General features: G+C 72.7%; 19 protein-coding genes. 12 read left to right on the top strand and 7 right to left on the bottom strand.

The window, feature by feature from the left end:
• Nucleotides 1-262 precede the first annotated feature (262 nt).
• The 4 genes from ACLQ24_RS22125 to ACLQ24_RS22110 all read left to right on the top strand — a co-directional run bounded on the left by ACLQ24_RS22125 (nucleotide 263) and on the right by ACLQ24_RS22110 (nucleotide 2,997).
• Entirely contained in the window at nucleotides 263-490 is a 228-nt protein-coding gene (locus ACLQ24_RS22125) for a winged helix-turn-helix domain-containing protein (protein ID WP_425893629.1), read from the top strand.
• 154 nt (nucleotides 491-644) lie between these two features.
• Complete coding sequence (locus ACLQ24_RS22120) at nucleotides 645-1,145, top strand: cation:proton antiporter regulatory subunit (RefSeq protein ID WP_425893628.1); 501 nt, start codon at nucleotides 645-647, stop codon at nucleotides 1,143-1,145.
• Nucleotides 1,146-1,150: 5 nt separating this feature from the next.
• The gene (locus ACLQ24_RS22115; RefSeq protein ID WP_425893627.1) at nucleotides 1,151-2,356 is read left to right on the top strand and encodes a cation:proton antiporter; all 1,206 of its coding nucleotides are present in this window, start codon (nucleotides 1,151-1,153) and stop codon (nucleotides 2,354-2,356) included.
• 209 nt (nucleotides 2,357-2,565) lie between these two features.
• The gene (locus ACLQ24_RS22110; RefSeq protein ID WP_355048464.1) at nucleotides 2,566-2,997 is read left to right on the top strand and encodes a hypothetical protein; all 432 of its coding nucleotides are present in this window, start codon (nucleotides 2,566-2,568) and stop codon (nucleotides 2,995-2,997) included.
• 150 nt (nucleotides 2,998-3,147) lie between these two features.
• Here ACLQ24_RS22110 and ACLQ24_RS22105 read toward each other — a convergent pair whose 3' ends face one another.
• The 5 genes from ACLQ24_RS22105 to dnaK form a co-directional block, all read right to left on the bottom strand.
• Nucleotides 3,148-3,342: a hypothetical protein gene (locus ACLQ24_RS22105; RefSeq protein WP_425893626.1), complete on the bottom strand. Its 195-nt coding sequence runs from the start codon at nucleotides 3,340-3,342 to the stop codon at nucleotides 3,148-3,150.
• Nucleotides 3,343-3,471: 129 nt separating this feature from the next.
• Complete coding sequence (locus tag ACLQ24_RS22100; RefSeq protein ID WP_007454237.1) at nucleotides 3,472-3,912, bottom strand: heat shock protein transcriptional repressor HspR; 441 nt, start codon at nucleotides 3,910-3,912, stop codon at nucleotides 3,472-3,474.
• A 30-nt stretch (nucleotides 3,913-3,942) separates the two neighbouring features.
• Complete coding sequence (dnaJ, locus tag ACLQ24_RS22095) at nucleotides 3,943-5,130, bottom strand: molecular chaperone DnaJ (protein ID WP_425893625.1); 1,188 nt, start codon at nucleotides 5,128-5,130, stop codon at nucleotides 3,943-3,945.
• 88 nt (nucleotides 5,131-5,218) lie between these two features.
• Nucleotides 5,219-5,977, bottom strand: coding sequence for a nucleotide exchange factor GrpE (gene grpE / locus ACLQ24_RS22090; RefSeq protein ID WP_425893624.1), 759 nt, complete (start codon nucleotides 5,975-5,977; stop codon nucleotides 5,219-5,221).
• Nucleotides 5,978-6,024: 47 nt separating this feature from the next.
• Entirely contained in the window at nucleotides 6,025-7,893 is a 1,869-nt protein-coding gene (gene dnaK, locus ACLQ24_RS22085; RefSeq protein WP_425893623.1) for a molecular chaperone DnaK, read from the bottom strand.
• Between the two features lie 220 nt (nucleotides 7,894-8,113).
• On the opposite strand from dnaK, the gene ACLQ24_RS22080 reads away from it, so the two are divergent.
• The 3 genes from ACLQ24_RS22080 to ACLQ24_RS22070 are packed head-to-tail and all read left to right on the top strand — an operon-like array spanning nucleotide 8,114 to nucleotide 12,898.
• Nucleotides 8,114-9,955 carry an ABC transporter gene (locus ACLQ24_RS22080; RefSeq protein WP_425893622.1) on the top strand — a complete coding sequence of 614 codons (1,842 nt, stop codon included), beginning with the start codon at nucleotides 8,114-8,116 and terminating at the stop codon, nucleotides 9,953-9,955.
• Nucleotides 9,952-11,637, top strand: coding sequence for a GTPase (locus ACLQ24_RS22075; RefSeq protein WP_425893621.1), 1,686 nt, complete (start codon nucleotides 9,952-9,954; stop codon nucleotides 11,635-11,637). Before ACLQ24_RS22080 ends, ACLQ24_RS22075 begins: the two co-directional genes overlap by 4 nt.
• A gap of 37 nt (nucleotides 11,638-11,674) precedes the next feature.
• Nucleotides 11,675-12,898 (top strand): hypothetical protein, encoded by a 1,224-nt coding sequence (locus tag ACLQ24_RS22070; protein ID WP_425893620.1) that lies wholly within the window; start codon nucleotides 11,675-11,677, stop codon nucleotides 12,896-12,898.
• Nucleotides 12,899-13,018: 120 nt separating this feature from the next.
• Here the strand turns inward: ACLQ24_RS22070 and ACLQ24_RS22065 are convergent, their stop codons facing one another.
• Together ACLQ24_RS22065 and ACLQ24_RS22060 are read right to left on the bottom strand one after the other, a co-directional pair.
• Nucleotides 13,019-13,642: a phosphoesterase PA-phosphatase gene (locus tag ACLQ24_RS22065; protein WP_425893618.1), complete on the bottom strand. Its 624-nt coding sequence runs from the start codon at nucleotides 13,640-13,642 to the stop codon at nucleotides 13,019-13,021.
• Between the two features lie 183 nt (nucleotides 13,643-13,825).
• Nucleotides 13,826-14,626 carry a hypothetical protein gene (locus ACLQ24_RS22060; protein ID WP_425893617.1) on the bottom strand — a complete coding sequence of 267 codons (801 nt, stop codon included), beginning with the start codon at nucleotides 14,624-14,626 and terminating at the stop codon, nucleotides 13,826-13,828.
• A 535-nt stretch (nucleotides 14,627-15,161) separates the two neighbouring features.
• Here ACLQ24_RS22060 and pdhA point away from each other — a divergent pair.
• From pdhA to ACLQ24_RS22035, 5 genes are all read left to right on the top strand, one after another.
• Nucleotides 15,162-16,337 (top strand): pyruvate dehydrogenase (acetyl-transferring) E1 component subunit alpha, encoded by a 1,176-nt coding sequence (gene pdhA, locus ACLQ24_RS22055; protein WP_425893615.1) that lies wholly within the window; start codon nucleotides 15,162-15,164, stop codon nucleotides 16,335-16,337.
• A complete protein-coding gene (locus ACLQ24_RS22050) occupies nucleotides 16,337-17,326 on the top strand; it encodes an alpha-ketoacid dehydrogenase subunit beta (RefSeq protein WP_425893613.1) in 990 nt (329 codons plus the stop codon). Before pdhA ends, ACLQ24_RS22050 begins: the two co-directional genes overlap by 1 nt.
• A gap of 5 nt (nucleotides 17,327-17,331) precedes the next feature.
• Nucleotides 17,332-18,828, top strand: a complete 1,497-nt coding sequence (locus ACLQ24_RS22045) for a dihydrolipoamide acetyltransferase family protein (protein WP_425893630.1) — start codon at nucleotides 17,332-17,334, stop codon at nucleotides 18,826-18,828.
• Between the two features lie 219 nt (nucleotides 18,829-19,047).
• Nucleotides 19,048-19,188 carry a hypothetical protein gene (locus ACLQ24_RS22040; RefSeq protein WP_425893612.1) on the top strand — a complete coding sequence of 47 codons (141 nt, stop codon included), beginning with the start codon at nucleotides 19,048-19,050 and terminating at the stop codon, nucleotides 19,186-19,188.
• Between the two features lie 364 nt (nucleotides 19,189-19,552).
• Complete coding sequence (locus ACLQ24_RS22035) at nucleotides 19,553-22,102, top strand: LppU/SCO3897 family protein (RefSeq protein WP_425893611.1); 2,550 nt, start codon at nucleotides 19,553-19,555, stop codon at nucleotides 22,100-22,102.
• Nucleotides 22,103-22,571 lie beyond the last annotated feature (469 nt).

The raw sequence follows: 22,571 nt of genomic DNA, 5'->3' as shown, positions 1-22,571 counted from the left end.
CGACAGGGGCGGTAAGTCATACCGGGCCGAGCGACCGAGCAGTCCCCGGCTGGGGACGATCAAAAAGGTAACGGGGGAAGGGCAGGGCCGGGACGAATCACGGGGGGAGTTCGCCCCGGCCGGTTGAGCGCTCCAGTGCCATCCGGAAGCGTTCGTCCTCAACCTACAATCGGTGGCGGTTGTAGGTCAACGACCTGCGTCCGATTGCTTGAGGTTGCAGGTGGTCGCGTGATCGAATGGGCGTGCCATCCGGGGAGTGTGTATGCCCAAGCAGCAGTACCAGGCGCTCGCAGACGAGCTACGGACGAAGATCGAAACAGGGGCGTGGCCGCCCGGCACGAAGCTGCCGAGCCGATCGCAGCTCTGCAAGGAGTACGGCGTGTCGGACACCGTGGTCGGCAAGGCCATGATGATCCTCCGCGCGACCGGGCTGACCGAGACGCTGGAAGGCGTCGGTGTGTTCGTGGCGGATAAGCCATCGGCCTCCTGACGGGGCCGACGGCTCTTGATCCACACGAGGTCGCCGATGTCGGGGTGTCCTGGCGTCCGGATGCCCCCACATCGGCGAAGTCTTGTCGATCGAGGCCGCACCGATGGCGTCGCGCAAGATCTGCGCTTCGTTCACGTGGCGGTAGCCTTGGCAGGTGCGAGTACGTGTCGAGCAGACCGCCCTACCCGGGATCGGGGTACGCCACGATCTGGTGACGGAGTCCGGGCGCCGCCTGGGCGTCGTCTCCCACCGCAATGGCCGCCGTGATCTTGTCCTCTACGACCCCGACGATCCCGACGCCTGCCAGGCGGACATCCCGCTGACGGACGACGAGGCGGAGGCGCTGGCCGACATCCTCGGCGCGTCGCTGATGCTCGGTCAGCTCTCCGGGCTGCGCGAGCAGGCCGCCGGGCTGCTCACCGAGCAGATCGCCATTCCGGCGGGGTCGCGGTACGTCAACCGCCAACTTGCCGACACCAAGGCGCGTACCCGCACCAGCGCCTCCATCGTGGCGGTGCTGCGTGACGGCGAGGTCATCGTCTCGCCGCTCCCCTCGTTCCGCTTCGCCGCCGGTGACGTGGTGGTCGTCGTGGGGACCCGCAGAGGTCTCGACGGTGTGTCCGCCATCCTCGCCGACAGTGACCCGGACGGCTGAGGCGGATGCACGATTTCACCACGCTGCTCATCGAAGTTGGCGCGCTTCTGCTGCTGCTCGGGCTCCTGAGCCGACTCAGTCGACGCTTCGGCCTCTCTCCCATCCCCCTCTACCTGCTCGCCGGGCTCGCGTTCGGGCATGGTGGGCTGCTGCCGCTGGACGCCAGCGAGGAGTTCTTCGCGGTCGGCGCCGAGATCGGCGTGATCCTCCTGCTGGTGATGCTCGGCCTGGAGTACTCGGCCAACGAGCTCGTCGGCAACCTGCGCTCGGCGGCGCCGGCCGGCCTGATCGACGGGGTGCTCAACGCGCTGCCCGGCGCGGGGTTCGCCCTACTGCTCGGCTGGGACTGGGTGGCCGCCCTGGTGCTCGGCGGTATCACCTGGGTCTCCTCGTCCGGGGTGATCGCCAAGGTCCTCGCGGACCTGGGACGACTCGGTAACCGGGAAACCCCGGTGATCCTCTCGGTGCTCGTCATCGAGGACCTGGCGATGGCGCTCTACCTGCCCCTGGTCACCGCCGTACTGGCCGGCACCGGCCTGCTCGGCGGCGGGATCGCACTCACCGTCGCGGTGGGCACGGTGCTGATCGTGCTGGTGGTAGCCATCCGGTACGGCCACCTCATCTCGTCGGCGCTGTCAGCGAAGGACCCGGAGGCGCTGCTGCTCGGCGTACTCGGCCTGACGTTGCTGATCGCAGGCATCGCGGCGTCGCTCCAGGTGTCCGCAGCGGTCGGCGCGTTCCTGGTCGGCATCGCGCTCTCCGGCCCGGTGGCCCACCACGCCACCGAACTGCTCTCGCCACTGCGGGACCTGTTCGCGGCCGTGTTCTTCGTCTTCTTCGGCCTGACCACCAGCCCGCAGGACATCCCGCCGGTGCTGCTGCCGGCGCTCGCGCTGGCCGTGATCACCATGGGGACGAAGACGCTCACCGGCTACCTGGCGGCCCGCCGGGTCGGCATCGCCGAACCCGGTCGGTGGCGGGCCGGCCTGGCGCTCGTACCCCGCGGTGAGTTCTCCATCGTCATCGCCGGACTCGCCGTCGCGGCCGGCAGCGTCGAGCCGCGGTTGGCCGCGCTCGCCGCGACGTACGTCCTGATCACCGTGGTGACCGGACCGATCCTGGCCCGGCTGCCCGACTTCCCGTGGTTCAAGCGGTGGTTGCGCAACCGCGCGTCGGCCCAGCGGCGCGAGCCGGTTCCCGTCCACGACTGACGTCCACCGCCGCTGTCCTGCCCGGTGAGGTAGGGCAGCGGCGGTGGCCAGGGCACCCGAACGGGCGTTCGGGCCGGGCCGGACGACGGATGCCGAATTGCGCCCTGCGGGTACTACCGCAGTAACCGGTGGCGGGTTACCGTTTCGCCCCAGCAGCCAGGGTCCGCAGGCAGTGTTGCCACCCGCGGGCGAGAGCGGAAGGTTGGCCGGTGAGCGTGCAGGAGTCGACGTTTCACGGCTTCGCGAACCCCGTCGATCCGAGCCCGGCGGAGTTGCGGGCTTGGGCGTACCAGCCGGATTCGGTGCCGTTGGCGTCCATGCCACCCGACTGGGACCTCCTGGTCTCCGGTGACCGGCTGGTGTTGACGCTCTTCGAGCTGGCCATGGACCCGACCTGCCCGGCCCGGCGCTTCGCGCTGCACTGCCTCTACATCTACGCCGCCGACGGCATCCGGACGAACTTCCGGGCCCACCCGAAGCGCCGCTTCCGCAAGCTCGTCGAGCAGGCCGAGCGCGACGGCGACGAGCTGATGAGGATCTGGGCGCACAACGGTCGCGTACTGCTGGCCCGGCCGGATCTCTTCGTCTACCGGGACTGGTGCGAGGGCGGCCTGGTCCGCGAGAACCGCCGACTCGGCTGACATGATCGTTGGTGCTTGAGCAGCGAACTGCCCGGCGTGTCGAGTCGCTCAGCCGCCAACGATCACGCCCGCACAGCGCCGCACCAAGGCTCGTGCACGGCGAACGGGCCGGGACCCCCCGTGGGTCCCGGCCCGCACGTTGGTCGCCGGTCAGTCGCGCTTGCGGTCGGTCTCGGCTCGGGACGGGTCGACGCCGTGGTCGCCCTGGTCGGCGAACCGCCCCTGCTTGATCCGGTCCCGGAAGGTTCCCTCGGTGACCTTGTCGAACTTCTCGCGGACGGTGTCGGCCAGACCTTCCAACCGCTCTTCCGTCTGCTGAGCGACTCTCTTCGCCGGCTCCGCCATCGCTCCCCCTCGCCATGCCGGTAGGCCCGAATTAAGCCGTTTGTACCCCGTATTGACAGGTTAACGGAAGCGGCCCGGTCCGCGCCGAGAAATCGGAGCGCGGGCCGGGCCGAGGGAGCGGTACGTGGGTCAGCGGTCGGTCGTACGGCGGGGACGCCAGACCACCAACGCGGTGGACGTGCGGTTGGTCGGCACCAGATCCCGACCCGGGAAGCGGGCCAGCGACTCCAGCTCGGCCACCCGGCGGTACGCGGCGTCCAGTTCCGCCTCCAACCGCGCGACCCGCTGCTGCGCCTGCTCCAGCAGCCGTTCCAGCCCGATGATCCGCTTGACGCCGGCCAGGTTGATCCCGTCGTCCTGACTGAGCCGCTGCACCTCGCGCAGCAGCACCACGTCCCGGACGCTGTACCGACGGCCACCGCCGGCAGCCCGGCCGGGCTGCACCAGCCCCAGCCGGTCGTACTGGCGCAGGGTCTGCGGGTGCATCCCCGCCATCCGCGCCGCCACCGAGATCATGAGCACCTTGGCCTCGTAGGCAGGGTCACCCGAACCGAGGAACTCGCCCGACATCGCGCTCACCTCCGCGTCCATCCCACCGGACTAACCGACCCGACGCACCCGTGCGTCGAGATGTTCCCGCGCCGCCGGAGGACTCTGCTCGGCGAACGCCTCAAGAGCAGCCCGCGCCTCGTCCGTCAGCCGGGCGGGCACCACCACGTCCAGGGTGACCAGCAGATCGCCGGCCTGCCCGTCGCGACGGACCACACCCTTGCCCCGGGCCCGCAGCACCCGTCCGCTGGGCGTGCCCGGCGGCACCCGTAGCGTCACCGCGCCGTCGAGCGTGGGCACCCGCAGGTCCGTGCCGAGCACGGCCTCCGCGAAGGTCACCGGCACGGTCAACGTCAGGTCGTCTCCGGTACGCCCGAACAGCTCGTCCGGCCGGACCTTGACGTGCACGAACAGATCGCCGGCCGGGCCACCGCGCTCACCCGGCTCACCGCGCCCGGCCAGCCGGATGCGTTGGCCGTCGGCCACCCCGGCCGGGAAGCGCACGTTCATCGTGCGGGTCTTGGTGACGCCGCCGCTGCCGTGGCACTCCGGGCACTTCTCCTCCACCACGGTCCCGACGCCCTGGCAGTTGCCGCACGGCTCGGAGAAGCTGAACGACCCCTGGTTGCGGGTCGTCACACCGGCCCCGTGGCAGACCGAGCAGGTACGCGGCTGGGTGCCGGGCTTGGCGCCGTTGCCGTGACAGGTGTCGCAGACGCCGGGAGCGCGCAACGTCAGCGGCAGGGTCACCCCGCGCACCGCGTCGCCGAAGTCCAGTGCCACCTCGGTCTCGACGTCCCGGCCACGGGCCGGGCCGCGCGCGGCGGCCTGCCCACCGGCCTGCCCGCCCGAGAAGATCGAGCTGAACAGGTCCTGGAAACCGGCCCCACCGCCGAAACGGCGATCACCGCCACCAGCGCCACCGCCGAACAGGTCGGAGACGTCGAACGGCATCCCACCCGGCTGACCACCGGCCCGGGCGTTGCGCCGGAACGCGCCCGAACCGAACAGCGAACGCATCTCGTCGTACTCCCGGCGACGGCCGGCGTCCGACAGCACGTTGTACGCCTCGGACACGGCCTTGAACCGCTCCTCGGCCTTCGGGTCGCCCGGATTGTGATCCGGGTGCGATTCCCGGGCCAGCTTGCGGTACGTCTTCTTGATGTCATCCGCGGAGGCGGCCTTGTCCACGCCGAGCACGGCGTAGAAGTCCTTCTCAAGCCAGTCCTTCGAACTCACCGGTCCACCACCCCCTTCCGACCGTCGTGGCCCGGCCGCCCCGCCCACCGCCGCGCGGGGGACGGGACGGCCCGGTCACCGTCTCGCACTATTCCGGATCCGCGACCGCGACCAGCGCGGGGCGCAGCAGCCGCTCACCGAGCTGGTAGCCGCGCCGCATGACCTGCACGCAGGTCGGCTCGCTGACCTCGGCCGAAGTCTGGTGCGCGACCGCCTCGTGCCGGGTCGGGTCGAACGGGTCGCCCTGCCCGCCGAACGCGTTCAGGCCGAACTTGCCCAGCGCGGTGGTGAGCTGTTCCGCCACCGTGCCGAACGGCCCGACCAGGTCGCCGTGTTCCCGGGCCCGGTCCAGGTCGTCCAGGATCGGCAGCAGCGCGGCCAGCACCGAGCCGGTCGCCTGCTCCTGCACCAGGGCACGGTCACGGTCGACCCGCTTGCGGTAGTTGGCGTACTCCGCCGACACCCGCTGCAGGTCCCTGGTTCGCTCGTCGAGCTCGGCCCGGAGCGCCTCCAACTCGGCGCCGAGCGAGGTGCCCGTGCCACCGCCGTCCACCGGCTGCGCCGGGGCGTCCACCACCGGCGGACCGGACGGTTCCGGCCCGTCGGTGGAGTTGACCTCGATCTCGATCTCGTCGACCACGACCTCAGCGTCCTCGACCAGACCCTCGGCCGGTACGCCGGTCTCCGCGTCCGCGGCGGTGCCCTCCGGCTCCGCCGTGTCGGCGAGCTTGCGGTTGTTGCGGATGACGACCCGCTCCCCGTCGCCGGTGGCCGGCTCCGTGGGCGCGGAGCCACCCGGCGTCGACCCGGTGTCGCCCGGGTCGGCGGCTCGTGGCTTCTGCGTCATGCGGCTACCTCATCCCTTCGCCGTGGATACGTGTCGGAGGCCGATGGTCACTTCTTGCCGTCCTCGTCCACGATCTCCGCGTCGACCACGTCGTCGGCCCCGCCGGCCTGCGCGCCACCGGTCGCACCGGTCGCACCGGTCGCACCCGGACCGGCCTCACCGCCGGGCTGGCCCTGCTCGGCCTGCTGGGCGTAGAGCAGCGAGCCGGCCTGCTGGGAGACCTGCGCCAGCTTCTCGTGCGCGGACTTGATCTTCTCGATGTCCTGGCCGCCCAGGGCACCGCGCAGTTCGCCGAGCGCCTCGTTGAGCTGCTCGCGGTTCTCACTGGGCAGCTTCTCGCCGCTCTCGGCGAGGAACTTCTCGGTCTGCCACTGAAGCGCCTCGGCCACGTTGCGGGTCTCGGCGTCGTCGCGGCGGCGCTTGTCCTCCTCCGCGTGCTCCTCGGCGTCCCGGCGCATGCGCTCGATGTCGTCCTTCGGCAGCGAGGAGCCGCCGGTGATCGTCATCTTCTGTTCCTTGCCGGTGCCCAGGTCCTTGGCGTGCACGTTGACGATGCCGTTGGCGTCGATGTCGAAGGCGACCTCGATCTGCGGCACACTGCGCGGCGCCGGCGGAAGACCGGTCAGCTCGAAGGTGCCGAGCTTCTTGTTGTAGGCCGCGATCTCCCGCTCACCCTGGAACACCTGGATCAGCACCGACGGCTGGTTGTCGTCGGCCGTGGTGAAGACCTCGGAGCGCTTGGTCGGAATCGTGGTGTTGCGCTCGATGAGCTTGGTGAAGATGCCGCCCTTGGTCTCGATGCCCAGGCTCAGCGGGGTCACGTCGAGCAGCAGGACGTCCTTGACCTCGCCCTTGAGCACGCCGGCCTGGAGGGCGGCGCCGACGGCGACGACCTCGTCCGGGTTGACGCCCTTGTTGGGGTCGCGGCCGGTGAGCTGCTTGACCAGGTCGGTCACGGCGGGCATCCGGGTCGAACCACCGACCAGGATGACGTGCTCGACGTCGGAGATCTTGATCCCGGCGTCCTTCACGGCCTGCTCGAAGGGGACCTTGCAGCGGTCCAGCAGGTCCTGCGTCATCCGCTGGAACTCGGCGCGGCTGAGCGTCACGTCGAGGTGCAGCGGGCCGGCGGAGCCTGCGGTGATGTACGGCAGGTTGATGTTGGTGGTGGTGGCGGCGGACAGCTCAATCTTGGCCTTCTCGGCGGCCTCACGGAGACGCTGAAGGGCCATCTTGTCCTGACCGAGGTCGATGCCGTGCTCACCGCGGAACGTCTTGACCAGGTGGTCGATGATGCGCTGGTCCCAGTCGTCGCCACCGAGGTGGTTGTCACCGCTGGTCGACTTGACCTCGATGACGCCCTCGGCCAGCTCCAGCAGCGACACGTCGAAGGTGCCGCCGCCGAGGTCGAAGACCAGGACGGTCTGCTCCTTGGAGCCCTTGTCCAGCCCGTACGCCAGGGCGGCCGCGGTCGGCTCGTTGACGATCCGCAGCACGTTGAAGCCGGCGATCTCACCGGCCTCCTTGGTGGCCTGACGCTGGCTGTCGTTGAAGTAGGCCGGGACGGTGATCACCGCGTCGGTGATCTGCTCGCCCAGGTACGCCTCGGCGTCCCGCTTGAGCTTCATCAGGGTCCGGGCCGAGATCTCCTGCGGGGTGTACTTCTTGTCGTCGATGTCGACGGACCAGTTCGTGCCGACCTCACGCTTGACCGAACGGATCGTCCGGTCCGGGTTGGTCACCGCCTGGCGCTTCGCGACCTCACCGACGAGCACCTCGCCGTTACGGGCGAACGCGACGATCGACGGCGTCGTCCGCGAGCCCTCAGCGTTGGCGATGACGGTGGGCTCACCGCCCTCGAGAACGCTGACGCAGGAGTTCGTCGTGCCGAGGTCGATACCGACCGCACGTGCCATCTTCGCTTCCTCGCTTCGTAAGGTTGTGCAGGTGACGGGCACCGCCCGCGACTGCCCGGCGGGCGCCGCCCGCAGCGGGCCCACCACAAGTTGAGTGAACTTGACTCAATAGTGCCACGCGGTGGCGAATCGTCAAGTCGAGTTGAGCCGACCCGACGCAACCCAGACGTTATTACCGTCTGGATTGTCTTCCCCTGCATCGGTCGGGCACGCTTTAGCGGTGACGACGCACGGCGATTCCGCCACCCGTTCCGGCGCGCCCGCCGTCGCCGCCCGCACCGTCCCTCCGGACGCCGCGGAGGAGCCGTCCGTCACGACCGGGGACGACAGCCTCCCCGGCGCGCTGTCGGGTCTTCGGGCCGCGATCGGCGCCACCCGCTATCCGCTCGCCCTGCCCTCCGCCAGCTCCGCCCGGCACGCCGCCGGCGCCCTCACCGACCAGCTCGACGACTACCTGCTGCCCCGACTGGCCCGGCTGGACGCCCCGCTGCTCGTGGTGGTCGGCGGCTCCACCGGCGCAGGCAAGTCGACCCTGGTCAACAGCCTGGTCAAGGCCCGCGTCAGCGCCGCCGGCGTGCTGCGGCCCACCACCCGGTCCCCGGTGCTGGTGTGCAACCCGGCCGACGCCGCCTGGTTCCGGCAGGGCGACCTGCTGCCCGGGTTGACGCGTACCACCGAGCCGAGCGACGACCCGCGCTCCCTGCACCTGGTGACCGCCCCGGCCCTACCCCCGGGTCTGGCCTTCCTCGACGCGCCGGACATCGACTCGGTGGTCGACGCCAACCGCGCGCTCGCGAGCCAGCTGCTCGCCGCCGCCGACCTCTGGCTCTTCGTCACCACCGCCGCCCGGTACGCCGACGCGGTGCCGTGGGAGCTGCTGCGCAGCGCGCGGGGCCGGGGGGCCGTGATCGCCATGGTGCTCGACCGCGTACCCGTCGAGGCCAGCGACGAGATCGCCGCGCACCTGGCCGAGATGCTCGCCGCGCAGGATCTGGGTCGAGCGCCGCTGTTCGTCCTGCCAGAGACCTGGGTCGACGGTCAGGGACTGCTGCCCGAGGGGGTCACGGCACCGCTGGCCGAATGGTTCGCCAGGCTGGCCGCCGACGCCGACGCCCGCGCCGCGGTGGTCCGCCAGACGCTCGACGGCGCGCTGGCCGCCCTGTACCCCGCCGTCGAGGAGCTGGCCGGCGCCGCCGACGAGCAGGTGACCGCCGCCGATGGGTTGGACGAACGGGTCCGGACCGCGTACCGCGGAGCCGAACGGACCGTCGAGCAGGGTCTGCGGGACGGTCGGCTGCTCCGCGGCGAGGTGCTGGCCCGCTGGCAGGAGTTCGTCGGCACCGGCGAGTTCTTCCGCACGCTGGAGGCCCGTATCGGGCGTCTCCGAGACCGGGTGGTGGCCGCCGTCACCGGCCGGCCCGCGCCCGCCTCCGAACTGCGCAACGCCATCGAGTCCCAACTCGTCACCCTGCTGCGGGGCGTGGCGTCCGAGGCCGCCGAATCCGCGTACACCGGGTGGAAGGCGCATCCGGCGGGCGCGGATCTGCTCGAGCCGGGGCTCGCCTATCCGAGCGACGACCTGCCCGAGCGCGCCGAACGGATGATCCGGGACTGGCAACGCGCCGTGCTGGAGCTGGTCCGGGTCGAGGGCGCTGACAAGCGGTTCGTGGCCCGCACCGCTGCGTACGCGGTGAACGCCACCGGGTTGGCCGTGATGATCGCCGTGTTCGCCTCGACCGCGTTCATCCCCACCGGGTTGGAGGTGGCCACCGGGGCCGGCACGACCGTCGCCGCACAGGCCGTACTCCAGGCGATCTTCGGGGACCAGGCGGTGCGTACCCTCGCCGCCAAGGCCCGGGTCGACCTCCTGGCGCGGGTGCGGAAGCTGCTGGACGCGGAGGCCGACCGCTTCCTGACCCGCACCGCCGACGCCCGGCCCGCCGAGGCGGCCGGCGACACGCTGCGCCGGGCCGCCGGGCGGGTCGAGCTGGCCCGGCACCGCAGTGGCCTGGCCACCGACGACGACACCCTGCCCGCCGGCGACGAGGAGGGTGCACGGTGACCAACATCACCGGCCGGGTACGCGAGGTCTTCCGCGGCGACCAGCGGATCGATCCCGACGCGCTGATCGGCCGCCTGGACGCCGTACGCCGCCTCCTGACCGCCGTCGACGGCCTGCTGCCCGACGCCGAGCTGGTGCCCGCGCACACCCTGGTCGAGCGGGCCGGCACCCGGCTCGCGTTGTCCCGCGACCACACCGTCGTCGCCCTCGCCGGGGCGACCGGCAGCGGCAAGTCCAGCCTGTTCAACGCGCTCGCCCAACTGGAACTCTCGCCCGTCGGTGTCCGCCGACCCACCACCGGCGTGACGCACGCGTGCGTGTGGGGCCCGCTGGCGGACGCCAACCGGCTGCTCGACTGGATCGGGGTGCTGCCCCGGCACCGCTTCGTACGCGAGAGCGCACTCGACGGCGACGACGAGACACCCCTGCACGGGCTGATCCTGCTCGACCTGCCGGACTTCGACTCGGTACAGCGGTCCCACCGCCTCGAGGTCGACCGGCTGCTCGGCCTGGTCGACCAGGTGGTCTGGGTGGTCGACCCGCAGAAGTACGCCGACCGGGTCATCCACGACAGCTACCTGCGCGAGTTCCACCGGCACCGGGACGTCACCCTGGTCGTGCTCAACCAGGCCGACCGGCTGCCGGCGGCCGAGCTGCCCCGCGTCCTGGACGACCTGCGCCGACTGCTCGACTCCGACGGGCTGACCGGCGTACCTCTGCTCGCCACCACCGCCATCGACCCGGCCGGGATGGTCGGGCTGCGCACCGCGCTGGAGCGTACGGTCGCCGACCGGCAGGCCGCCCTGCGTCGACTGGCCGGCGGCGTCGACACGGTGGTCGCCGGGCTGGACGAGATGATCGGCTCGGCCCGGCCGGCGGGTGGTCCGGACGACGCGACCGTCGCCGGGCTGAACCGGGCGTTGGCCGACGCCGCCGGTGTGCCGGCGGTGAGCGAGGCGGTGGAGAGGGCGTACCGGCATCGGGCCGGTGCGGCCACCGGCTGGCCGGTGGTCCGGGGCTGGCGGCGGTTGCGGCCCGACCCGCTGCGCCGGCTGCACCTACCCGGCCCGGCCGGCGCGGACGCCGACCCGGCGGAGAGCCTGGTGGCGGCGACCTCGGTGCCCGACCCGACGGCCGCCCAGCGGTCCGCGCTCGGCCTGGCGATCCGTGCGGTGGCCGACCGGGCCGCCGGTGACCTGCCCGCCGCCTGGCCGACAGCGGTGACCTCGGCGGCCCGGTCCCGCCTCGACGACCTGCCGGACGCGTTGGACCGCGCGATCGCCGGCACCGACCTCGGCCTGGACCGTCAGCCGGTGTGGTGGCGCGTCGTCGGCGGTGTGCAGTGGCTGGTCACCCTGGCCGCCGTGGTCGGCCTGGGCTGGCTGGCACTCGGCTACGCGCTGCGGGCGCTCGGCCTGCCGGCGCTGGACAACCCGCTGGTCGGGCAGGTGCCGATGCCGACCGTGCTGCTGCTCGGTGGCCTGCTGGCCGGGCTGCTGGTGGCGGCGCTGACCCGGCCGGTGGTGCGCTGGGCGGCCCAGCGGGCGCGGGCCCGCGCCCGGCAGCGGCTGACGGTCCGTGTCGCCGAGGTCGGCGTGGAGTACGTGCTCGCTCCGGTACGGATCGTGCTCGCCTCGTACGCGCAGGCGCGCGACGCGCTCCGCGAGGCTGCCCGCCGCTGACGCCTCTGCGTACGCCCGAGCGGCGTAGGGTCGAAGCATGGCCACGCCTCAGACCCCTTACGACGCGGTGCTGCACGCCGCACGCGACGTGACCAAGCTGGAGTCCGCCCTCGACGCCGAGATGCTCGGCAGCGCGCTGCTGGGCAGTGTCTACGCCATCGCGGAGACCGACCGCGACACCGCCATGCGGGAGTTCGTCACCGGATTCCTCGCCGCCACCGCCCGCCGTCGGATCGCGGCGGCGACCACCATCCGCCAGGTCTTCGCCGCACTCGTCCCGACCGCCGAGGGCGTCGAGCGGGTACGCCCCGGCAGCCAGGCGCCCGCCTGGTCCGGCCAGCTCGGCCGGGTGCACCTCACCGGCAGTTGGGCGTACGGCGACGTGTACGGCGACCAGACCTCCTACCTCGCCACCTTCGCGTACGACGACGCGGCCGGCGGCCCAGAGCACGCGCTGGTGGCCCTCGTCGACCACAACATCGGGATCACCAAGGACATCTTCGTCGGCGGGCCCGCCGAGCGGATTCTCGACCAGGTCCGGCAGATGTGCGCGGACGACGAACTGACCTGGTTCCGCACCGAGGACCCGGCCCGGCTGCGGGGCGAGGTGGCCCGTCACCTCTCGGTCACCGACGACCTGGGCGAGCTGCCCGGCGAGGGTTCGCTGGCCACCGACCGCGCGCTGGTGGGCGCCCGGCTCGCGGTGCTGCCGGTGGCCGCCGCGCCGACCGGGCCGGCCGAGGTCGAACCGCTGTCCGCCGCCGAGCGCACCGACCTGGTCCGGCGGTTCCTGGCGTCGCCGGAGGCCGCCCGGTTCGGGCTCGACAGCGTCGACGGTCCCGAGCTCGCGTCGCTGCACTTCTGCCTCAGCCTGCTGCTGGACCACGCGGCGTCCTTCCCCGACTCGGACCCGATGCGATGGAGCCCAGCGGTGTCCGGGCTCTTCCTGCTCGACTGGGTGCACCGCCGTGCCGTGCTCGACATGGACGACGCGGCGATGCTGCCCCGGGTGCTGCGCGCCTGGGCCCGATACGCGTCACGGCAGCGGGGGCTGCCCGAGGCGGCCGCCGAGCGGACCGACGAGGCCATCGAGGAGATGGTGCCGGAGTTCGCCCGGCTCTACTCCACTGGCGAGCGGCGCAGCCCGGCCACCGCGGCGGTCGCCCAACTGATGGCCGACGGCGTGGACCCGGACGACCCGGCCGCGCTGGACGCCTGGATCGAGGCGAACCGGCACCGCCTCGCCGACGACGGCGCCTGACGGCATCCGGGCGGGCGGTGCCGAGCCGCCCGGCGGAGCTCGGTGGGCCCGGTAGGTCCGCCCGGCGGAGCTCGGTGGGCCCGCCCGGCGGATGCGCTCAACGCGGCCCGGCGGGTGCGCTCAGCGCAGGAGGCCGAAGACGATCGCGGCGATCAGCGCGCCGAGCACCCCGCCGGCGAGTACCTGGGAGACGGTGTGGTCCCGCAGGCGTACGCGGGACCAGCCGACCACACCCAACAGCGGCGCGGCGACCAGGAACCCGGGCCCGAAGGTCAGTGCCAGGATGACCAGGGTGCCGGCGGAGACCGCCGAGTGGATCGACATCTTCCACCAGTGGCTCACCGACAGGGCGACCACCAGTCCGACCAGCCCCGCCACCGCCACCGCCAACAACAGCCGCGGCGCACCGAGGGCGACGAGCAGAGCGAGTCCGGCGGCGACCGAGCCGAGACCGACCAGCAGGGGTACCCGCCGCTGCTCCCGACGGCCGATGTGGTGGTCGGTGAGCCGTCCTCGACGGACCCCGCCGACGATGTAGGCGAACGGGATGCCGGTGACGAAGACCGTCGCGAGTAGCCCCCACACCAGGCCTCGGGCACTGCCCCGGGCGCTGTGCCAGCTCACCGTGACGATCAGCAGCGACACCAGCACGGCCGGGGCGGTCAGCTCGGTGACGAGTCGGGCGACCCGCAGCCCCGGACCGGGGCGGGCAGCGACCGGGCGGGGTTCCGCACCGCCGCCCACGCCACCCCCTCTGGTACGCGCCCACCGCCGACCCGGCGACGCCTGCTCGTCACCGTACCGCCGGGGAGACCCCGGGATGCGTGGGTCCGGCCAGCCACGGACCGACCACAGCCACCGGCCTGGGCCTCGGTGATCAAGAGTTTCGCGTCAGGAATCGTGGTCACGGTGACGCGAACCTCTTGATCACCGAGGGTTGATGTTCACACCTGGCGCTGCCGGCGCGCTGCGCGGGGGTGACGGCGTTGGAGCGGGCGCGGTGGTGGGCTCGGGCGGGCTGGGCGTCGCCGACGGCGGGGCCGTGGTGGCCGGTACGGAGAGGGTGCTGGTGGGGGCGGCCGTGGCGGTCGACGGGTCGGTCGTGGTCGGTGCCGACGGGTCGGTCGTGGACGGGTCGGTCGTGGCGGGTGTCGACGGGTCGGTCGGCGACGGGCTCGGGTCGGACGTCTCGGTCGGTTCCGGGTCCGGTGGCGCGGTCGGCGACGGGCTGGAAGGTGGCGCGGCCGGCGGGGCGCTCCGGGTGGGTCGGGGGGGTGGCGGCGCGGACACCACCCGGCGGATGGGCAACCGGTCGTCCACCGTCGGGCCGTACCACGAGTCGTCCGGGACACGCCGGGGCGCGGCGGGCAGCCAGTCGGCGGTCGCGGTCGGGCCGGCGCCGGGTGTGTCGGGTGTCGGGAGCACGGGCGGTGGCGGCTGACTGGTCACCGGCATCGGGATGACCACCGGCCCGACCGACGGGGTCGGGATGAACGGGGTGCTGGTGTCCGGCAACGCGGAGGTGCCCGGGGTGGCCGAGCCGGCGCTGATCGCCGCGAGGACGGGCATCGACGCGGTGCCGGCCAGCAGTGCGACGGTGAGCAGGTAGCCCCGGGAGGGGCCGCCCGCACCCGGGGCCCGGTGCGCACCGATCACCCGGCGGTAGCCGCCCGGCGAGCGGTGGCGGCCGAGCGCGGGTGTGCCGGGACCGTCACCTGACTCGTCCACCACACACCCCTTGTCGTCGGCCCCTGCGATCGCTGTCGGAGGTCGCACGGGGTGACGGCCGGCGGTCGATTCCGGCTAATCACCCGATCGGCACGATCCTGCGGTAATCAGCCTCGTCCAGTTACCATCCGTCAGCCAACACCCACCGCGTGTCGACACGCGACAGTGACCGAATGATGACGAATCAGTACCGGAACTCCCGCTGGACGCGCACCAGCATGATGGCGACAAACAGCGGCAAAACGTGGACGGTCGGAATGCGGGGCGGGCGTACTGTGGGCGCTCTCACCTGCTCTGCGAATATGGAACACGACGGCAACGCAGCCGCGACCTCCGCGCACCCCTGCGGCAGACGCGGCCCGGCGCCGGCGCTCCCGATCCGGGTTCGGCCAGAACCCGGCTCACGCCGCGCGGCAACCCCCACCCGGGCTAGGCGCGGCCGCCAGGAACCGGTCCGGCAGCAGCCGGACAGGCGCACGAGTTGCGTGGCCGGGTGACCCCCCGGTGCCGACGCAGACACGACAGGGAGAGACCGATGGCAAAGGGCGACCCCGGGGGCACCACCCGCAGCAGGCGGGCAGCTCCCCGCTCCAAGAAGGGCGCGACCGGCAACCCCGAGCTGGTGCAGCTGCTCACCCCCGAAGGCGAGCGGATCGACAGCGCCACCGGGCCGGACGGCACCGAATACCGCGTCGACTTCTCCGACGAGGAGTACCGCGGGCTCTACCGCGACCTGGTGCTGGTCCGCAAGCTGGACGCCGAGGCGACCGCGCTCCAGCGCCAGGGTGAGCTGGGCCTCTGGGCCAGCCTGCTCGGCCAGGAGGCCGCGCAGGTCGGCTCCGGGCGCGCGCTGCGGACGCAGGACATGGCTTTCCCGACCTACCGGGAGCACGGCGTCCTCTACTGCCGGGGTATCGACCCGATCATGCCGCTCGGCCTGTTCCGCGGCGTCGACCAGGGCGGCTGGGACCCGAACGAGTTCAAGTTCAACATGTACACGATCGTCATCGGCGCGCAGACCCTGCACGCGACCGGATACGCCATGGGCATCACCATGGACGGCAAGGTCGGCACCGACGACGGCGAGGCCGCGATCGCCTACTTCGGCGACGGGGCCACCAGCCAGGGCGACGTCAACGAGGCGTTCGTCTGGGCCAGTGTGTTCAACGCGCCGCTGGTCTTCTTCTGCCAGAACAACCAGTACGCGATCTCCGAACCGCTGGAGCGGCAGACCCGTGTCCCCCTCTACCAGCGGGCCGCCGGCTTCGGCTTCCCCGGCGTACGGGTGGACGGCAACGACGTGCTGGCGTCGTACGCGGTCACCCGCACGGCGCTGGACAACGCCCGGCACGGGCAGGGCCCGAGCCTGATCGAGGCGTACACCTACCGGATGGGCGCGCACACCACCTCCGACGATCCGACCCGTTACCGGATCGCCAGCGAGGTGGAGTCGTGGCAGGCGAAGGACCCGATCCTCCGGGTCAAGACCTTCCTGGAGAAGCAACAGATCGCCGACGCGGCCTTCTTCGCCGAGGTCGACGAGCAGGCCCGCCGCGAGGCGGTGCACCTGCGCGAGCGGGTGCTCACCATGCCGGACCCGGAGCCGGTGACGATGTTCGACCACGTCTACCCCAACGGGTCGCCGCTGCTCGACGAGCAGCGTGCGCGGTTCAACCGCTACATGGAGTCGTTCGAGGGGAGCGCCCACTGATGACCACGGAGACGCTCACCCTCGGCAAGGCCCTCAACACCGGCCTGCGTCGCGCCCTGGAGACCGACCCCAAGGTCGTCATCATGGGCGAGGACGTCGGCAAGCTCGGCGGCGTCTTCCGGATCACCGACGGGCTCCAGAAGGACTTCGGCGACCAGCGGGTGATCGACACCCCGCTGGCCGAGTCCGGCATCATCGGCACCGCCGTCGGCCTGGCCATTCGTGGTTACCGGCCGGTCTGCGAGATCCAGTTCGACGGCTTCGTCTACCCCGCGTACGACCAGATCGTGTCGCAGGTGGCGAAGATGCACTACCGCTCGGGCGGCCGGCTCAGCATCCCCATGGTCATCCGCATTCCGTTCGGTGGCGGCATCGGCGCGGTGGAGCACCACTCCGAGTCGCCGGAGGCGTACTTCGCGCACACCGCCGGCCTGAAGGTGGTGTCCTGCGCCAACCCGCAGGACGCGTACGTGATGATCCAGCAGGCCATCGCCTCGGACGACCCGATCGTCTTCCTGGAGCCCAAGCGGCGCTACTGGGAGAAGGGCCAGGTCGACCTGGACGCGCCGCTGTCCGACGCGTACCCCCTGCACTCGGCCCGGGTGGTGCGGCCCGGCACGGACGCGACCGTGCTGGCGTACGGCCCGATGGTGCGCACGTGCCTGGAGGCCGCGACGGCCGCCGCCGAGGACGGCCGGGAGCTGGAGGTCATCGACCTGCGTACGCTGTCGCCGCTGGACCTGGGCGCGGTGTACGAGTCGGTGAAGCGCACCGGCCGCGCGGTGGTGGTGCACGAAGCGCCGTCGAACATCGGCCTGGGCGCCGAGCTGGCCGCCCGGATCACCGAGGAGTGCTTCTACTCCCTGGAATCGCCGGTGCTGCGGGTGACCGGCTTCGACACCCCCTACCCGGCGGCCCGGGTGGAGGAGGAGTACCTGCCCGACCTCGACCGGGTGCTCGACGCCGTCGACCGCACCTTCGGCTGGTGAGCGGCATGTCCCGGATCAAGACGTTCAACCTGCCCGACCTGGGCGAGGGGCTGACCGAGGGCGAGATCCTGGCCTGGCTGGTCAAGGTCGGCGACACGATCGAGCTGAACCAGCCGATCGTCGAGGTCGAGACGGCCAAGGCGGCGGTGGAGATCCCGGCGAAGTGGGCCGGGCAGGTGCAGGCGATCCACCACCCGGAGGGCACCACGGTCGAGGTCGGTACGCCGATCATCGCGATCGACACCGACCCGGGCGCGGGCCCGCTGGATGCCCCGTCCACCACGGCCACGCCCACCGGCGACCTACCCACCCCGTCGGCGGCCTCGCTGGCGGCCGTCGAGCTGGCCCCGGCCGAGGGCATGATCGAGCCGGGCCTGATCGGCGGTGCCGCCCCGGGCGGGCGGACGGCTGTGCTCGTCGGCTACGGCCCGCGTACCACCGCCGCGAAGCGCCGCCCCCGCAAGGGGGCCGTCCCAGCCCAGCCAGCCGCCCCCGCCCCCGCCCCCGCCCGGGTCGATCATGGAGTTATGGTGGGGGACACAAGCGTTGCTACCCCTACGATTCCGGCACCACAACTCCATGATCGACGTGCTGGGGCGAGTGGCGGCGGGGTCGTGCTGGCCAAGCCGCCGGTGCGGAAGCTCGCCAAGGATCTTGGGGTTGACCTGAGGACGCTGACCGGGTCGGGGCCGCTGGGCTCGATCACCCGGGAGGACGTACAGCAGGCGGCGAGCGAGGCCGCGGCGGTGGCCGAGCCGGTCACGGCCACCTCGACCGCGACGAGCGCCGCGAGCTTCGGCGCGGACCGTGAGCAGCGCATCCCGGTCAAGGGGGTTCGCAAGCTCACCGCCGAGAACATGTCCCGCTCGGCGTTCACCGCCCCGCACGTGACGGAGTTCCTGACTGTCGACGTGACCCGGGCCATGAAGGCGCTGGAGCGCCTGCGGGGCCGACGGGAGTGGCGCGACGTACGGGTCTCGCCGTTGCTCCTGGTGGCGAAGGCCGTGCTGCTGGCCGTCAAGCGCCACCCCATGGTCAACTCGACCTGGGCCGGTGACGAGATCGTGGTCAAGGAGTACGTGAACCTCGGCATCGCGGCGGCCACCGAGCGCGGCCTGATCGTGCCGAACGTCAAGGACGCCGGCCGGCTCTCCCTGCGGGCGTTGGCGGACGCGCTGAACGACCTGGTGCAGACGGCGAAGTCCGGCCGCACCTCGCCCGCGGACATGTCGGGCGGCACCCTGACCATCACCAACGTCGGGGTGTTCGGGGTGGACACCGGAACGCCGATCCTGCCGCCGGGCGAGTCGGCGATCCTCGCCTTCGGCGCCGTGCGGGAGATGCCCTGGGTGCACAAGGGCAAGGTCAAGGCCCGTCAGGTCACCACGCTGGGGCTGAGCTTCGACCACCGGATCATCGACGGTGAGCTGGGCTCGAAGTTCCTGCGCGACATCGGGGACTTCCTCGCCGACCCCGAGGCGGCGCTGCTCGCCTGGACCTGACCGGTCCGGAACGCCAGCCACGGCCGGTGTGCCACGGGTTAACGCCCGGCACACCGGCCGTGTCCGTTGGGCGACGAAACCGCCAGCTGCCAGTCCTGTTGACCTTTGATTGTTAGGCAGGTGTCTCAGCTCACCTAATAATCGATGCAAGTTAGCCGTCTTCTGCGGTTGAATAGACGCATCAGGGGCTGACAACCGAATAGCCAGGGGGACCCAGCAATGAGCAACATGATCGAGCGAATCCGCAACCACCGCGACGCCAACCGCCGCGCGCGTGCCATCGAGCACGCGCTGCGCTCGGCGAACTCGCCGGCCGTTCGCGAGGAGCTTCTCGTCATCGCCCAGCGTCACATGAGCTGACGCTCCACGACATTCCTCACCTCCTCCAGATCGATGGCCCACCCGGCTCACCGGGTGGGCCATCGGCATTCCGTCCCCAGTTCACACCGGGACGCCAGCACGTGATACCGGGATTCCGCCCTGCCGCAGCGCCCGGTACGGTGGGCTTCGGTCGCCGCCCGCCGGCCCGGCCGACACCGAGCCGATATGAGCTGCTCGACGCCACCCGGCGACGGGCAGTGACGACCGGTGCTCCTTGGACGCCCCATGGGGCTACCGGATACGGTGCGGGGAGCCGGCACGGCGGTACGCCGGTGACGCCGGCAGCCATGCCGAGGAGACCGATCGGCACCGGCGGCCGACATGTGATGGAGGAGGCGCACCCATGACGTCCGAGGGCCCGCACCGTACCGGCCAGGAGCCGGACGAGGTGTCACCGGGCGCCGGCGGACCGGCGCCGTACGGCGACCGCCCGGCGCAGCCGGACAACAGCTACGACGCCGCCGGCCCCGACCTGGGCTGGGCACCACCCCCGCCACCCGCGCGGCCGAACCCGTCGTGGGCGACCCAGTCCGAGCCGCAGCCGAACCCCGCGTGGGGCGCTGCCGCCGCACCGCAGCCCAGCGATCCCACACAGCCCGCCTGGGCCGCTGGTGGCTCCCCGGAGCCGGCCCAACCCGCCCAGTGGACTCCGCCGCAGCAGGGCTGGACGCCGCCCGAGCAGGCGGCCCCCGCCTGGCCCGCCGCCTCTGCCGAGCAGCAGCCCGACTGGGCGCAGGCCCAGCCGGCCGCGCGGGGCGCCGCCCAGGTGCCCCCGGCCACCGCCGCATGGCCCGCCCAGGACGACCCGTCCCGCTCCGGCGGATGGGCCGGTGGGGCAGGCCAGGCCAGCCCGCCGGCGCCGGAGTGGCACGCCGAGCCGGCGCAGCCCGCCGGCCACGCTGGCGTACCCGCCCAGCAGGACGACCCGTCGGGGTCGGGTGGCTGGGCCGTCGGCGCCGCCGCCGCACGCGAGGACCAGCCCGTGTGGACGCCGGCCGAGCAGGCACCCCAGACCTGGGGCCAGCCCGCCGGGCCGTCCGAGCAGGCATCCGCTGGCTGGGCGCAGGCCGAGTCGGCCGGGGCGCGCGGCGCTGCCCAGGTCCCGGCCGGCAACTGGCCGGCACAGGACGACGCCCCGCAGTCTGCGACCTGGGGTGGCGCCGAGAACCGTCCGCAGCAGCCGGACTGGGCACTCCCGCCCCAGGACCAGCCCGTCGAGCGTCCGGAACCGACCGCCGGGCCCGCGTCCGCGCGGGCCAGCGTCAGCGTGCCCGGCAGCGACCCGACGCCCGGCTGGGCCGTCGCCGGCCCGGACAACCCGCCGCAGGCCAGCCCCGGCATCGCGGAGGTCGAGCCGTGGTCACCGGGCGAGGTGTGGGGCCGCGCCGAGGCGGAGGCCGCCGCACAGGCACGCGGCGGCCGGGACGCCGACCGGGGCGACGAGCCGCCGGTCTACCAGCCCGCACCCGCGCCCGGCATCTCACCCGCCAACGCCGTGCCGCTGCCCCCGCAGGAGCAGCGCGTACCGGGCGCCAGCCTCGCCGCCGCCCCACCGGCCGACTTCGCGCCCTCGACGCCGTACGCCCCGATCCCTGAGCAGCCGGCGTACCCCGAGCGAGACACCCCGGACGCCGCCATCCAGCGCGACGCCGAGCCCGCCGGCTGGGGCCGGGCCGAGAAGGCGTCGGCGGGTGCCGCCGTGGTGCCCTCTCCGCGTACGTCCCCGGAGGCCGGCGCGGGCCGCGCGGTCGTACCGGCCGCGGACGCCGAACCGGCCACCGGCGCGGCGGGCCGTGCCTCCGCGAGCGCCTCGGTGCCGCTGGCCAGCCGGGTGATGCCCCCGGCCGACCAGGCCATGCGGCCGGCCAGCGCCGCCACGCCTCAACCCCGGGTGTACGGCCGTCCGGCCCCGCCCGAGGACAACGAGCCGGAGCAGGCGGGCCCGGAGGCGTTCCAGGCCGCCCCGAGCCCCGAGCACCCGGGCATGCCCGACTGGCAGCAAGATGCCGGCCGCCCGGCCGCACCCGACTGGCAGCAAGATGCCGGCCGACCGAGCGCACCCGACTGGCAGCAGGACGCCGGACGCCCGGCCACGCCCGACTGGCAGCAGGCGCCGGAGCGCCAGGGCCCGCCGGACTGGCAGAACGGGTCGGAGCGGCAGGGCTTCCCCGGTTGGGGCGACGACTCGCCGTCCGACCGGTCGTCCGCGCCCAACGCCTTCGGTGAGCCCGCTGCGGCCGCCGCCGCGCCGCCGGCGTTCCCGCCCGGCGTGCCGTCCTTCGTCGACGCGCCGGGCAACAACCGGCCGGTGAACGGGGTTCGGCCGCAGTCCGGCGGTGAACGTCCCGCCGACCCGTTCGGCCCGGGTGCACCGGCCACCGGCGCCGCCGCCGTGAACGGCGCTGCGAGCTTCGGCGGGCCGGCCGACGAGCAGGCGCCGGGCGCGCAGTTCCCGGCCTTCCCGCCGCCGCAGCCCGCGCCGTCCTGGGGCCAGGAGGCCACCGGATCGGACCAGGGCCGGTTCGACGCGTTCAAGCCGGACGCGGAGGAGCCCAAGTCGGAGCCGCCCACGCCGAAGGTGCGCAACGGACGGGTCCTGGCCGCGGTGCTGATCGCCGCCGTGCTCATCCTGGCGGTGCCGCTCGGCCTGCTGATGCTGCTCGGCAAATTCGGTGGCGCGGACGACGCGCCGGCCTTCGACCCGGCGGTCGGCACCTGCGTCAAGCAGGTCGGCCAGGGTGCCTCGGCCGTGAACTGCACCGAGGCGGGCGCGTTCACGATCGTCTCCAAGGTGGACGCGAAGGACAAGTGCGCCGACCCGGCTCAGCCCCACGTGGTGCTGCCCGGCGAGGGCACCAACCGGGTCCTCTGCCTCAAGCCGGCCACCAAGTAGGACCTCCGACGGCGGGGGCACGGGCAACCGTGGCCCCGCCGCTCCGCGTCCGGGCACGGCTCCCGCGCGTGATCCACTTCACCTCGGGCACAACGAACGCTTTGCTTCCCGGCCCGCGCCCGGGGGCGGCGCGTTTCCTGCGTTTACACCCGCCGCCGGTACATGAGCAGCACGACCAGGATGACCGACGGCCACGCGAGGGCCTGCACGAGCGCCACGCTGAATTGACGCCAGTTCACCGGCCCGACGTTATAGAGGCACCGCAAACGGGTGCGCGTCGCACCACAGCCGCGCCCATACGCGCCCGTCGCAGTCGGTAACGGGATACGAACTGACGGGGCGCATGCGCGACCAACTCCCAGCCGCTGACCCGTCTATGCCTCACACCACGTCACTAGGGCCTGTCTTGTGGATCATGGTTGGTGGGGTAGGAACATCACGGGTGTCCGGAGTGTTACCCGAGCGCTAT

This window comes from Micromonospora sp. DT4, assembly GCF_049841675.1.
Lineage (GTDB): Bacteria > Actinomycetota > Actinomycetes > Mycobacteriales > Micromonosporaceae > Micromonospora.
The sequence above is the reverse complement of the archived record's forward strand: the minus strand, read 5'-3'. Positions and strand labels throughout refer to the sequence as shown.